This window comes from Caulobacter sp. AP07 (assembly GCF_000281955.1).
In the GTDB taxonomy this organism is placed as follows: Bacteria; Pseudomonadota; Alphaproteobacteria; order Caulobacterales; family Caulobacteraceae; genus Caulobacter.
The window spans coordinates 1-12,520 of record NZ_AKKF01000273.1 but is presented as its reverse complement, the minus strand read 5'-3'; the positions used below and the strand labels follow the sequence as shown (position 1 = coordinate 12,520).

Genomic DNA, 12,520 nt, shown 5'->3' with positions numbered 1-12,520 from the left:
GGGAGAGGGTTCAGGACCGCGCCGCCGCCCAAGCGCCCTGCACCGGGCCCCAAGCTCAGCCTCGGTCCATGGACACCCCCTTCCCCGCATGGTTGAACACCAGGGCAGCGTTGGGGGCAGACGACATGACCGACATGGCCACGGGCTCGCGGGCCTTCGAGATCGGCCGGGTGATCAACCGGACCTTCGGCGCCATCGGCCGCAACTTCGTCGTCTTCCTGCTGCTGGCGGTGATCCTCGGCGGCCTGCCCAACCTGCTGTTCACCTGGGCGCAGCTCAAGGTCACCGGCGTCACCCCGTCCTTCGCGCCTCAGACCCTGGTCCTGTGGTTCGGCGGCTTCCTGCTGGTGCTGCTCGGCGGCCTCATCCTGCAGGCCGCGATCGTCCACGCCACGATCGCCGACCTCAAGGGGCGGCGCGCCAGTGTGGGCGAAACGCTCGGGGCCGGCCTGCGCCATTGCGGGCCCCTCCTGCTGCTGGGAATCCTCACCTGGCTGGGCCTGATGATCGGTTTCCTGCTGCTGATCGTGCCCGGGATCATCCTGGCCGTGGTCTGGTCGGTGACCATTCCCGTCAAGGTCGCCGAGAACACCGGCGTCCTGCAGGCCTTTTCCCGCAGCCGCGACCTGACCCGCGGACGCCGCTGGCCGATCTTCGGCCTGGTCCTGATCTATGCGGTCCTGATGTGGATCATCCAGATGGTGATCATGGGGGTCGGTGTCGCCGTCGCCGGCGCCCTGCATGGTCCGTTCGCCACGCCCGGCGAGGGCGCCGTAGGCTTCATCGGCCTGATCCAGACCAGCACCCTGATCACCTCGCCGGTCAGCGTCACCCTGATGGCGATGATCAGCGCCGGCGGCCTGGCCGCGCTCTATTACGAACTACGCGCCAGCCGCGAAGGCGTCGGCGCCGAGGCCCTGGCGGCGGTGTTCGAGTAGCGGCAGCGTCCGTCCCACCCCTCCTTTCGAACGAAAGATTGACCGATGACCACGGCCGAGACCCTTGGCGGCTTCGACACCGGGCGGGTCGTGAGCCGCGCCATCGGCGTGCTGAGGCGCAACCTGCTCGGCTTCCTGTCCCTGTCGGCGCTGCTGGTCGGCGTTCCGGGCGTCGCCCTTGCCTATCTGAACACTAGGGTCGCAGATCAGAACAGCCCAACCGACATCAGTCCGGAGACCTGGGGCTTCTGGGGTGCGAGCATGGTCGTCGCCCTGTTCGGCGGTATCCTCCTGAAGGGCGCCGTCACGCACGGCGCGCTCGCCGACCTGGGCGGAAAACCCGCGCCCTTCGGCGAGAACGTCTCACGCGGCCTCGACGACAGCCTCATGCTGCTGGCGTTGGGCGTTCTCACCACTCTGGGGATCATGGTGGGCCTCGTGCTGCTGGTCATCCCGGGGGTCATGCTGGCCATGGTCTGGTCGATGGTCATCCCCGTGAGGGTGTCCGAGCGCCTGAACGTTCTGGACTCGATCGCGCGCAGCCGTGAACTCACCCGCGGCCGGCGTGGAGAAATCTTTGGACTGGCGGCGGTCTATTCAATCGCGCAGGCGGTCATCGCTTGGCTCGCGGGCCTAGTCGCGACAGCCCTTGGCAACGAACCCTTCGCCTTGCTGATCCAACCGGCCATCGAGGTCGTGGCCGGCGTGATCGGGGCCGTCGGAATTGTTTCGATCTATTGCGAGCTGCGCTGGAGCCAAGAAGGCGCGCCGGCCGACAGTCTGGCGGCCGTCTTCGACTAGCAACCATCGCCTAGCTCTTGTCGTGCTTGTCCTTGCGCCGCTTGCCCAGCAGCAGCCGCGACTCCAGCCGGCCGCGCAGGCCCGCGTAATAGGCGGCCAGGAAGTCGCCGTCCGACTCATCGGGCGAGGCCTTCCAGCCGATCTTCAGGCGGATGCGGGCGGCGACCAGGGCGACGGTCTTGGTCTCGTAGCGCCGCAGCACATCCTCCAGCACGTGCAGTTCCTTGACCCCGTAGGCGTCGAGATGGGCCTGGGTGAAGACGAAGCGGCCGTGCGACGGGCGTGAGGACTGCACGAGGTCGGGGACCAGCTTGCGGGTCGGGGCCTTGACCACCCAGGTGCCGGCCACCAGGTCGCCGACCCGAAGGCGGTCGCGGTTGAACAGCGGGAACAGCAGGAACACCCCGCACCAGGCCAGGCCCGCCAGGCTGATCCAGGCGCCGACCTGGCCGCCGTTGACGATCAGAAAGCCCATCGGCAGGTAGAGCTCGATCTCGCGCATGGCGTTGCGGGCGAAGATGGCGTCGGCGGTCAGCCGTCCGCCGTTGCGCGCCGCCACCCGCAGGCCCATGGCCCGCTTGCCCGGCGTCGCGGCCCCGGGGGTCAGCTCGAACAGGATGAAGTAGAGGTTCCTCAGCACGAAGAACACCAGCATCCACACCGTGGCGATCACCTCGCCGCCCTTGCCCCGCGACCCGACGAACGCCAGCAAGGTCAGCAGGGTGAAGGCGATCAGCACGCCCAGCATGATCGCCAGGTCGATCATCAGGGCGGTCGCCCGCTCGCCGCCGTCGCCCAAACGCAGGCGCAGGTCGACGCCTTCCGGCGTCACCAGCGAACGGTCGCGCGGTGCGTCGCCGGGCGGCGGCCCGCCGGGCAGGACCGCCGCCGCGGCCTTGGCCTTCTTGCCCCAGGGCTTCATGGGACGGCCTTGGCGCGGCGCGGCAGGTAGAGATAGGTCGGCCACAGGACCAGCGTGACCAGGGCGATCCCGTAGCGCGCGAAGTCGTTCTGGATCACCTGCCGCCCGACGCCTTCCAGGATGCCGGCGCAGAACAGCATGACCACCACCCCGGCCATCAGGGTCGCCGACTGGCGTCCGGCCTGGGCCATGGCCGCCGGGCGGGAGAGGTCGCCAGGGAAGGCCAGGGTCCAGCCGATGCGCAGCCCCGCCGCCCCGGCCAGGATCACCGCGCCGATCTCGGTGACCCCATGGATGGCCAGCCAGCCGCCGGCCTCGAACCCCAGGCCCTTCATGCCGAACGCGGCCAGGAAGGCCCCCAGCATGCAGCCGTTGTAGGCCATCAGCATCGCGGTCGGCAGGCAGAAGGCGAACCCCAGGGCGAAGGCGAAGATCGCCACCCCGGAATTGTGGGTGAACAGGAAGGCGGCGAACACCGACAGGCCCGAATTGTCGCCGCCCTTGTGGTACAGCGTCGCGCGCATGGCCTCGGCCGAGGCCGAGGGGCCGCGCCCGTTGGCCAGGTCCCCAGGCACGAAGGCGCTGAACCAGTCGGGGTCGTGAAGGGTGAGGAAATAGGCGGCCGCCACCCCGGCCTGGGTCAGCAGGAAGCTGAACAGGGTCTCGCGCCACAGGGCCTTGGCCGCCGACGGCCACTCGTTGGCGAAGAAGCCGCCCAGCCGCTCGACCAGGCTGGAGCGCGTGCCGTAGACGAAGAAATAGGCCCGGGTGCTCAGGCTCTCCAGATAGTCGACCAGGTTCTGGTCCAGCGAGGTGGCGCGGGCCACCGACAGCGACGACAGGGCCTGGCGGTAGAGCACCGGCATGGCCAGCAGTTCCTCGTCGCTCAGCGCCTTGGCCGAGCCCTTGCCGACCTTGGCCAGCAGGGTCTCCAGCCGCCGCCAGTCGTCCTCGCGCTCGGCCCGGAAGCGATAGCTCTTCAGGTGCAGCTCGGCCATCACAGCAGGTCCCGGCGCTTGAGGTCCAGATAGCTCGCCAGCAGGGCCGGCCCGGCCTGGTCGGCCGCGGCCTCGACGATCTCGACGCCCATGCGGCGCAGGCGGCCAACCACCAGGTCGCGCTCGCGGATCAGGGAGGCGGCGACCACGGCGCGCGACACGTCGTCGGCGGTTTCCGGCGCCTTGCGCTCGATGGCCTCCAGCTCCTCGTCGCGCATCATCACGAACAGCACCAGATGCTGACGCAGCAGCCGGCTGACGTTCTCCAGCATCAGTTCGGCGCTGGTGGAGTCGGCGATGTCGGTGAACACGATGATCAGCGAACGGCGCGACAGCTGACCCGACAGCTGGGTCAGGCCCAGGGTGTAGTTGGTCTCCTCGGCCGAATAGTCGATTCCCGAGGCCAGGCGCTGCAGGGCGGAAAAGGCGTTGGGGCCGGAGGTCACGCCGCTGCTCACATTGGGCCGGGCGTCGAAGCCGAACAGCCCGACCTTGTCGCCCATCTTCAGCCCGACATAGGCCAGCAGCAGGGTGGCGTTGAGGGCGTGGTCCAGGCGCGGCCGGCCCAGCAGCGGCTGGCTCATCAGGCGGCCGGTGTCGAGGGCGGCGACGATGTGGTGGTTGCGCTCGACGTGGAACTCCTTGGCCAGCAAGGCCCCGTGCCGGGCCGACTGCTTCCAGTCGATGGCCCGGCGGTTCATGCCGGGCTGGAAGTCGGTCAGGGCGTGGAACTCGCTGCCGCCTCCCAGGTCCAGTTGCAGGCGATGGCCGATCGAGGCGTCGCGGGAGAACAGGCGCAGGGCCTCTTCCTTGACCCCGGCGATGTCGAGGGTGACCGGGATGACGCGCTCGAGCCGGTCATCGCGCTGCTTCCACATCAGCCCCAGCGGACCGCGCCAGCGGGCCGAAACCCGGTGGACGATCCCCTCCCCGCGCCGGGTCGCCGTCAGGACGAAGGGCAGGCCCGCCTGGCGCTCATGGGTCCGCGCCCGGCCGTGGGCCGGCGAGGCCTCCAGCCGGTCGCCGAGGTCGATGGCGAACTCCACCGAGCCCGGCGCCACGCCGCGCGGGAACACCGCGTGGAACAGGGACGGCTGGCTCTTGCCGCTGGCCAGCGAGCCTGGCGCGGTCAGGGTCAGCTGCATCTTCCGCCGCCCCGGGGCCAGCAGGGCGTCGACGAACAGCAGGGCGGCGACCATCGCCATCCAGGCCGGTCCCAGCAGCCACAGCCGCGCCGAGACCAGCGCCAGCCCCAGGGCCAGGGGCGCGCCCAGGACCATCAGCAGGATCGCTCTGGCGGTGGGATAGATCCGCAAGGCCTGGCCCTAACCCCGGCGGTTCATCGCGGCGCCTCGACCTGGTCGACCAGGCCGCGCACCACGTCGTCGACCTTGCGGCCCTCGATCTCGGCGGCCGGCGACAGGATGACCCGGTGGCGCAGGGCCGGAAGGGCCAGGGCCTTGACGTCGTCGGGGATCACGTAGTCGCGCCCCTCCAGCGCCGCGCGGGCCCGGGCGGCCACCGCCAGCATGGCCGCGCAGCGCGGCGAGGCCCCGCCCGACAGCTCGCCGGTGTCGCGGGTGGCCCGCACCACGCCGACGATGTAGCGGATGATCTCGTCGGTCAGCCGCACGGTCGCCACCGCCGCCACCGCCGCGGCGACGGTCGCCGTGTCGCCGGCCGCGCCGACCCCAAAGCCCTCGGGCGAAGGCTGGCCGGTACGGCCGCCATGGCTGGCGACAATGGCCGTCTCCTCGGCCAGGCTGGGATAGGCCAGCACGTGCTTGAACAGGAAGCGGTCCAGTTGAGCCTCGGGCAGCGGATAGGTGCCCTGCTGCTCCAGCGGGTTCTGGGTGGCCACCACCATGAAACGGTCGCTGAGCGGATGACGCAGCCCGTCCAAGGTGACGTTACGCTCCTGCATGGCTTCCAGCAGCGCCGCCTGGGTCTTGGGCGGCGTGCGGTTGATCTCGTCGGCCAGCAGCAGCTCGCAGAAGATCGGCCCCTTGGCCAGGGTGAAGGTGCTGGTCTGGAAGTTGAACAGGTTGGCCCCCAGGATGTCGCCCGGCATCAGGTCCGGGGTGAACTGGATGCGGCCGAACTGCAGGTTCACCGACTGGGCGAAGCACTGGGCCAGGAAGGTCTTGGCCGTGCCCGGCGAGCCTTCCAGCAGCATGTGGCCGCCGGCGAACAGGGCCGTCAGCATCAGGTCGATGGTGTCGTTCTGGCCGACCACGGCCTTGGCCGTCTCGGCTCGGATCCTGCCGGCGAGCGCCTGCACCTCAGCGACGTTCACGGGTCATCTCCAGTCTCCACTGATACCATTTGGCGACGACCTTCATCAGGTCGCTCAAGGAACGGACCGCCTTGGTCTCGGCGTCCAGGTGGGACACGCTGTCGGTCGCGCCGAAGCGCGCCCCCTGGCGGTCCAGGAAGTCGGTGAGGGCCTGGCCGGTCAAGCGGGAGCCTCCCCCGGTCGCGACGCCCAGGGCGCGGATCGCGGCGGCGCGCTGCAGTTCGGCGTAGCGCGGGGCCATGGCCGGCTCGCGCTTGGCCATGCGGATCAGGCCGGCGGAATTGTCGATCAGCGCCGCCTTGCCCAGGGCCAGGGCCCGCTCGCCACGGCGGACGGCACGGAACCGGGCGGCGGCGTGCAGGCCCATCAGCAGGGCGGCGGCCACCAGGCACAGGGTCGCACCGACGAACGGCGGCTCGAAAGCCAGCTTCAGCATGCCGCGCGAGCGGGAAAAGCCGTTGAGCGTCACGTCGAAGGCGATCACCCCGTGGCGCTGGCGCTCGCCGCGCAGCAGGTCGATGATCCCCACCCCGGCGCGGGCCGTGCGGATGTCCTTCAGGCCCATGGTGTTGAGCAGGTCGGGATCCGCCAGGAAATAGGTGTCGGTCGGCATCCTCCGGGCCAGGACGATCCGGCCCTCGGCGTCGGTCAGGACCGGCGTCAGGTCGGGGCCCGACAGGCTTCGCAGGTTCTTGATCGGACCGGTGTCGAACACCAGCCCCTCGGCCAAGGTTCCGGCGGCGCCGGTCAGTCGGGTAGCGGCGACGCCCTCGCGAATGGCCATCTGGGCCTTGGGAAGGCCGACCGTCTTGAGCGCCTTCGCCTGGCCCTGAGGCTCGATCAGCTTCAGGTCGCTGACCCAGCCCGGCCGGCGCGGGTCCAGGCCGCCTTCCCACTTGGGCACCACCACCAGGGTCCGCGCCGAGAGCGCCGCCTTCATGTAGGCGTCGCGCGACAGGCCGGCGGCGGGCGTGAAGATGATCAGGGCCGGCTCCTCGCCGCCCAGATTGCGGCGGCTGACCACCACCGGTTCGCCCTGGGCCCGCAACAGCTGGACCACGCCGCCGTAGCCGATCGCCGATCGCGACAGGGCGTGGGCCTGGCCGTTGTCGCCCGACTGCAGGTCCGGCGCGTAGGTCGACAGCACCACGAAGGCCGAGAAGGCGAAGACCCCGGCCAGGATCATGCCCAGCACGACCTTGGGCGAGAACAGCACGCCCTCTTTCGCCTCGGCTTTGGGCGGCGCGGCCGCGATCTGGCTCATCGCCAGGCCTCCGCGAAGGCGAAGCCCTCATAGGCCTGGCGGCAGGCGGCGAACTCCTCGGCCCCGACGGCGCGACCGCCGAAGAAGCTGCGTTCGACCACGCGGGCAATCTCGCTGAAGGTGCGGCGCACCGTCTGGGGCACACCCTCGAGGGCGGCGATGTCGCGGCTGGTCAGGGCCGGTCGGATGAGGTCCGGACGCTTGCCCTCGATGTCCTCGATGCTGCGGAACAGGATCAGGTGGACGGCCTCGGCGAAGCGGCCGGCGGCGGCCAGGCGGTCGGCGTCCTCCAGCAGGGTCCGGGCCTTGGCGACGCTGGGCCGCCAGTCCTCGGCGCCCAGGGCGGGACCCTTGCCCGGCCGCATCGACGGCCAGCGCGTGGCGATCAGCTCGCGGGCCAGAAAGTACAGGATCACCGCGGCCCCGAGGATCAGCAAGCCCCAGAACACATAGACCAGGTAGGGCGCGGCGGCCCCCAGCGCCTTGCCGATCGCCAGCAGCCAATCGGGCGCGTCCGGCGGCGGCGTCTGGACGGTGGGTTCGAACTGCAGGGTCTTGTTGCGCAGCAAGGCCTCGTGGGCGCGGGCGAAACCGTCCGACACGCCCTCTGGACGCGGAGTCGGCGCGCCCTGATCGACCCCCACTCCCGACGCCAAACGCCTTGCTCCCGACTGCCCCGCGTTACTGCTACGCGATTCAACTTTCGGTGTCGCCACGAACCGTGTCCCTCCGCTCACGGAGCGCGGGTCGCAAGATCAGGGCGATGAGCCGATTCGCGGCGAGGCGGGCGCGCCCTATCCTGGCCTGTGGTCCTCCGACGCCGGCGATGGGGCGGGCCGCGACCGGGCGGATCACCGTCCGGCGTCCGCCGAAGCGGTAATTTACGCAATTAATTCAAAGGAGTTTTGGTAGGCCGGGTGGGGGTCGAACCCACGACCATTCGATTAAAAGTCGAATGCTCTACCACTGAGCTACCGGCCCGCATCGACACGGCGGGAGGCCGGTGGAAGCGGCGCGGAACATAGTCGGGGCCCGCCTGAGCCGCAAGCGCGCTTTCACGCATTGTGGGAGATGACGAGCGCGCCTTGTCCGCGTTAGGCTCGCCCCATGCGTAGTCTGCTGTTGATCGTTCTGGCTCTCCCCGTCCTGGCCGCCTGCGCCAGCAAGGGCGAACCGCCGCCGCAGAAGATCCAGACCACGTCCGACGCCAACAAGGACGGCATCGACGGCGCCGTCAGCGCGCCGCTGCGCGACATGAACCTGCTGCGCACCAAGATCCCGCCGGTGCTGCTGGAGGCCATGGCCGACCCCTATGCCCGGCCGCCCAAGAAGACCAATTGCGACACCCTGATCGCGATGGTCGCGCCGCTGGACCTCGCCCTGGGCGAGGACGTCGACCGCGTGCCGCCGCAGGAGAACGAAGACCTGATGGACCGCGGCAAGCGCATGGCCGGCTCCGCCGCCTTCGGCGCCATGGCCGACGCCGCCCAGAACCTGATCCCGATGCGCGGCTGGGTTCGCAAGCTCAGCGGGGCCGAGAAGCACGACAAGCTGGTGCAGAGCGCCATGGCCTCGGGCGCGATCCGCCGCGCCTATCTGAAGGGCCTGGGCGAGGCCCGCGGCTGCAACCCGCCCGCCACGCCCCAGCACCTGGCCAAGCCCGCCGCGCCGGTGGTGGAGAAGCGCTTCCCGTGGATGAAGGACGAGCCGGTCGCGGAGGCGCCCGTGGTCCAGTCGTCCGAAGCCAACACCACGCCGGTGGACGCCTCCCCCGCGCAACCGGCGCCGGCTCCGGACAAAAAGAAGAAGCCGATCTACAAGTTCTGGTAGACGAGCCGGAAGCGGGCCGCGCCTTGTGCGTCTCGATCGTCAGCGCCCTCGTCTAGTAGCGCAGCGTCCACTTTCCGGTCGCGTACCGGACCTCCGACACGATCTCTCCCCCCGAATCATAGACGACGATCCGCAGATGTCGCGACCACAAGGCCACCACGTTCCCTCGCGGAGGAAGGTCCACGCTCAAGGGGCGGGAAGAGAGGGTCGACTTTGGGAAATTTTCCGTGGGGATCGACAAAGCCGTGGTGAATGACGCGCTTGCGTACGGGTTGGCGGCGTCGACCACCAAACCCACCTTGCACCCGGCCCTCAAGGACGTTTGTCGGGCGAAGGCGTCGGACGCCGCCTGGTCGACACCCACGGTCACGGTCATCATCTGGACGCTGCTCGCCGCCCCACGCCAGACCTCGTCGCAACGCCAGTAGGGCTGGCAAGCTATGGCGTAGTGGAAATCGCGCGAGTAGGAGGCTTCCCAATCGCTATCCAAGCGGACGATCATGCGTGGCGCGATCACGACCTTGCCCAGCCCTGGGGCTGTTTCGTCGCCCACCGCGACGTTCGGATCAGACGGTGGCTCGATGTCGAATGGGACGACCTGCAACGTGGGCAAGCCGGCCCTCAGCAGTTTCGCCGGCTGCTGCCCCTGATCGCTCAAGAAGGTCTGCGGCGCGAGCCACATGACCTCGCCGTCGGGCGGCGACACGCCTTGCGGCACGATCGGTTTTGAAAGATTGCCGTTGTGCCGCCAGCTACTTTCGCGGTTCCAGGCGGCGATACGCGCGCCTGGCGCCAGGTATTCGTTCTTCACGCACCAATAGTTGTTGTAGTCCGGTTGCTCCACGCCGAACACGGCTCCAAGCGCGGTGTAGCCTTGCGGCGGGATCAACCGCCAATAGCTTATATCCCTGGCATTACCCGAGCCGGCGTCATTCAGAATCCATTCGTGGCCCACGGGAGCTCTCAGGCAGTCTGGATTATTTTCGTCGGGTGCGAACAGAAGAAGCGGCTGCGAAGTCGCCAGCCGCGACCTCCCATCGCCAACGACAATCCTGTCGCCGAAAGGGCGAAATGGGGCGTTGCGAGCGTCCCTGCGGCGATAGAATTTGATGTTGGGGTCCATTTCGCCGTCCCCAAAGCGCGGCTTGGGGGTCCAGATCGGATTCCAAGCTCCGCTTTCGTGAAGATGGGGCTCATCGACCCTCATCCGAAAGGGCGAACAATCCAATTCGGTGTCGAGCCCCAAGTTTCGTGCTCGGATCGCGGCCCTGACGACGTCGTCCGCGCTCGGCGAGTTGTGGTTCGGCATCAGCCCCCCTTGTCGGGCCGTGGAACGCCGCCCGATGCGTCCGAATCCTGATCGACGACGCACCGGCAATAGCTATCTTAAGTTTTAGATTGGCGAAACTCGCCAAGCGCCTCCGGATGCCTGCCGAGGCGCGGGAGCGGCGAGACGGGCGCCCGTCTACCCGCCCTGCTGCCGCGCCGCGAAATCCCTGCGAAACGCCTCGAACCGGCCTTCGGCGATAGCGGCGCGCATGGCCGCCGTCAGGGCCTGGAAGAAGGCGATGTTGTGCCAGGACAGCAGCACCTGGCCGAGGATCTCCTCGGCCTTGAACAGGTGGCGCAGATAGGCCTTGGAATAGTCGCGGCTGGCCGAGCAGTCGCTGGTGGGGTCCAGCGGCTCCTCGTCGTCGGCGTAGCGGGCGTTCTTGATGTTGATCGCCCCGTCCCAGGTCCAGGCCTGGCCGTGGCGGCCCGAGCGGGTGGGCAGCACGCAGTCGAACATGTCGACGCCGCGATAGACCGCCTCCACGAGATCGATGGGCTTGCCGACCCCCATCAGGTAGCGCGGCCGGTCGGCGGGCAGCATGGCGGGCGCGTAGTCCAGCACCTCGCACATCGCCTCGTGCCCTTCGCCGACCGCCAGCCCGCCCAGGGCGTAGCCGTCGAAGCCGATCTCCTGCAGCCGCTCGGACGACTCCTGGCGCAGGTTCCTGAACGTCGAGCCCTGCTGAATGCCGAACAGGGCCTGGGCGTCCCGCGTGCCGAACGCCGCCTTGGAGCGCAGGCCCCAGCGGGCCGACAGCTCCATGCCCTGCCGCGCCCTCGCCTCCTCGGCCGGCCAGGCCACGCATTCGTCCAGTTGCATGACGATGTCGCTGCCCAGCAGGTCGGCCTGGATCTCCATCGACCGCTCGGGGCTCAGCACATGCTTGGAGCCGTCGATGTGGCTGGCGAAGGTGACGGCCTCTTCGGTGACCTTGCTGATCCCCGACAGGCTCATCACCTGGAAGCCGCCGCTGTCGGTGAGGATCGGCCTGTCCCAGCGCATGAACTTGTGCAGGCCGCCCAGCCGCTTCACCCGCTCGGCCGTCGGCCGCAGCATCAGGTGGTAGGTGTTGCCCAGGATGATGTCGGCGCCGGTGTCCTTGACCTGGTCGACGGTCATCGCCTTGACCGTCGCCGCCGTGCCGACCGGCATGAAGGCGGGCGTGCGGATGTCACCGCGCGGGGTCTTCAGCACGCCGGTGCGGGCCGCGCCGTCGGTGGCGGAGATCTCGAAGGGGAACGCGGCCATCAGGTTTGCTCGAGCCCATTCTTGTGAGGGAGGGCGCGGAACAACAGGCTGCCGTCACCATAGGAATAGAAGCGATAGCCGGTGGCGATCGCATGCTCGTAGGCCGCCTTCATGGTCGCCTGGCCGGCGAAGGCGCTGACCAGCATGAACAGGGTCGACTTGGGCAGGTGGAAGTTGGTCATCAGCACGTCGGCGGCCCGGAACCGGTAGCCGGGGGTGATGAAGATCGCCGTCTCGTCGGCGAACGGCCGCACGACGCCGTCCTCGCCGGTGGCGCTTTCCAGCAGCCGCAGGGAGGTGGTGCCGACGCAGACGATGCGGCCGCCGGCGGCGCGCGCGGCGTTCAGGGCGTCGGCGACGCCGGCCGGCACCTCGCCGAACTCGGCATGCATCCGGTGCTCGGCCACCACGTCGGTCTTGACCGGCAGGAAGGTGCCCGCGCCCACGTGCAGGGTGACGAAGTGCAGCGACACGCCCTTGGCCTTCAGGCGCTCCAGCAGGTCGGGGGTGAAGTGCAGGCCGGCGGTCGGAGCGGCCACCGAGCCGTCCTCGCGGGCGTAGACGGTCTGGTAGTCAGCGCGGTCGCGGTCGTCCTCGGCCCGCTTGGCGGCGATATAGGGCGGCAGCGGCATCTCGCCGTGGGCGGCGACGGCCAGGTCCAGGTCGACGCCGGCGAAGTCGAAGGCCAGCTCGATCTCGCCGCCCTCGTGCTTGGCGACCACGGTGGCGTCGAGCATGCCGGCCTGGCAGGCGCGGTCCGCGTCATGGCCGAAGGCGATGCGGTCGCCGACCTTCAGGCGCTTGCCGGGCCGCATGAAGGCGTTCCAGCGGTCCGGGGCCACGCGGCGATGCAGGGTCGCCTCCACCGCCACCGGCGAACCGTCGCCGCC

At 69.4% G+C, this 12,520-nt stretch carries 12 protein-coding genes and 1 tRNA gene; 3 read left to right on the top strand and 10 right to left on the bottom strand.

Annotation, left to right across the window (positions count from 1 at the left end):
• Positions 1-125 precede the first annotated feature (125 nt).
• Both PMI01_RS23525 and PMI01_RS23520 read left to right on the top strand, forming a co-directional pair.
• The gene (locus PMI01_RS23525) at positions 126-938 is read left to right on the top strand and encodes a hypothetical protein (RefSeq protein ID WP_007675312.1); all 813 of its coding nucleotides are present in this window, start codon (positions 126-128) and stop codon (positions 936-938) included.
• A gap of 45 nt (positions 939-983) precedes the next feature.
• Positions 984-1,739, top strand: coding sequence for a hypothetical protein (locus PMI01_RS23520; protein WP_007675310.1), 756 nt, complete (start codon positions 984-986; stop codon positions 1,737-1,739).
• Between the two features lie 10 nt (positions 1,740-1,749).
• Here PMI01_RS23520 and PMI01_RS23515 read toward each other — a convergent pair whose 3' ends face one another.
• The 7 genes from PMI01_RS23515 to PMI01_RS23485 form a co-directional block, all read right to left on the bottom strand.
• The gene (locus PMI01_RS23515) at positions 1,750-2,661 is read right to left on the bottom strand and encodes an RDD family protein (RefSeq protein ID WP_007675309.1); all 912 of its coding nucleotides are present in this window, start codon (positions 2,659-2,661) and stop codon (positions 1,750-1,752) included.
• Positions 2,658-3,659 carry a stage II sporulation protein M gene (locus PMI01_RS23510; RefSeq protein WP_007675307.1) on the bottom strand — a complete coding sequence of 334 codons (1,002 nt, stop codon included), beginning with the start codon at positions 3,657-3,659 and terminating at the stop codon, positions 2,658-2,660. Before PMI01_RS23510 ends, PMI01_RS23515 begins: the two co-directional genes overlap by 4 nt.
• The gene (locus PMI01_RS23505) at positions 3,659-4,975 is read right to left on the bottom strand and encodes a DUF58 domain-containing protein (protein ID WP_007675306.1); all 1,317 of its coding nucleotides are present in this window, start codon (positions 4,973-4,975) and stop codon (positions 3,659-3,661) included. The genes PMI01_RS23510 and PMI01_RS23505 overlap by 1 nt, the downstream gene beginning before the upstream one ends.
• Positions 4,976-4,998: 23 nt before the next feature.
• Positions 4,999-5,955, bottom strand: a complete 957-nt coding sequence (locus PMI01_RS23500; protein WP_007675302.1) for an AAA family ATPase — start codon at positions 5,953-5,955, stop codon at positions 4,999-5,001.
• Positions 5,942-7,219, bottom strand: a complete 1,278-nt coding sequence (locus PMI01_RS23495) for a hypothetical protein (RefSeq protein ID WP_007675300.1) — start codon at positions 7,217-7,219, stop codon at positions 5,942-5,944. Before PMI01_RS23495 ends, PMI01_RS23500 begins: the two co-directional genes overlap by 14 nt.
• Positions 7,216-7,875, bottom strand: coding sequence for a DUF4129 domain-containing protein (locus tag PMI01_RS23490; RefSeq protein ID WP_007675299.1), 660 nt, complete (start codon positions 7,873-7,875; stop codon positions 7,216-7,218). The genes PMI01_RS23495 and PMI01_RS23490 overlap by 4 nt, the downstream gene beginning before the upstream one ends.
• Before the next feature lie 250 nt (positions 7,876-8,125).
• Positions 8,126-8,200: transfer RNA gene (locus tag PMI01_RS23485), tRNA-Lys, on the bottom strand.
• Positions 8,201-8,326: 126 nt separating this feature from the next.
• Between PMI01_RS23485 and PMI01_RS23480 the strand changes: the two genes are divergently transcribed.
• Positions 8,327-9,049 (top strand): hypothetical protein, encoded by a 723-nt coding sequence (locus PMI01_RS23480; RefSeq protein ID WP_007675298.1) that lies wholly within the window; start codon positions 8,327-8,329, stop codon positions 9,047-9,049.
• A gap of 52 nt (positions 9,050-9,101) precedes the next feature.
• Here the strand turns inward: PMI01_RS23480 and PMI01_RS27310 are convergent, their stop codons facing one another.
• From PMI01_RS27310 to queA, 3 genes are all read right to left on the bottom strand, one after another.
• The gene (locus tag PMI01_RS27310; protein WP_007675296.1) at positions 9,102-10,358 is read right to left on the bottom strand and encodes a hypothetical protein; all 1,257 of its coding nucleotides are present in this window, start codon (positions 10,356-10,358) and stop codon (positions 9,102-9,104) included.
• 156 nt (positions 10,359-10,514) lie between these two features.
• Positions 10,515-11,630 carry a tRNA guanosine(34) transglycosylase Tgt gene (gene tgt / locus PMI01_RS23470; protein WP_007675293.1) on the bottom strand — a complete coding sequence of 372 codons (1,116 nt, stop codon included), beginning with the start codon at positions 11,628-11,630 and terminating at the stop codon, positions 10,515-10,517.
• Positions 11,630-12,520, bottom strand: an 891-nt coding sequence (gene queA, locus PMI01_RS23465) for a tRNA preQ1(34) S-adenosylmethionine ribosyltransferase-isomerase QueA (RefSeq protein ID WP_007675290.1), incomplete at its 5' end; no start/stop codon positions are given. The genes tgt and queA, both read right to left, overlap by 1 nt.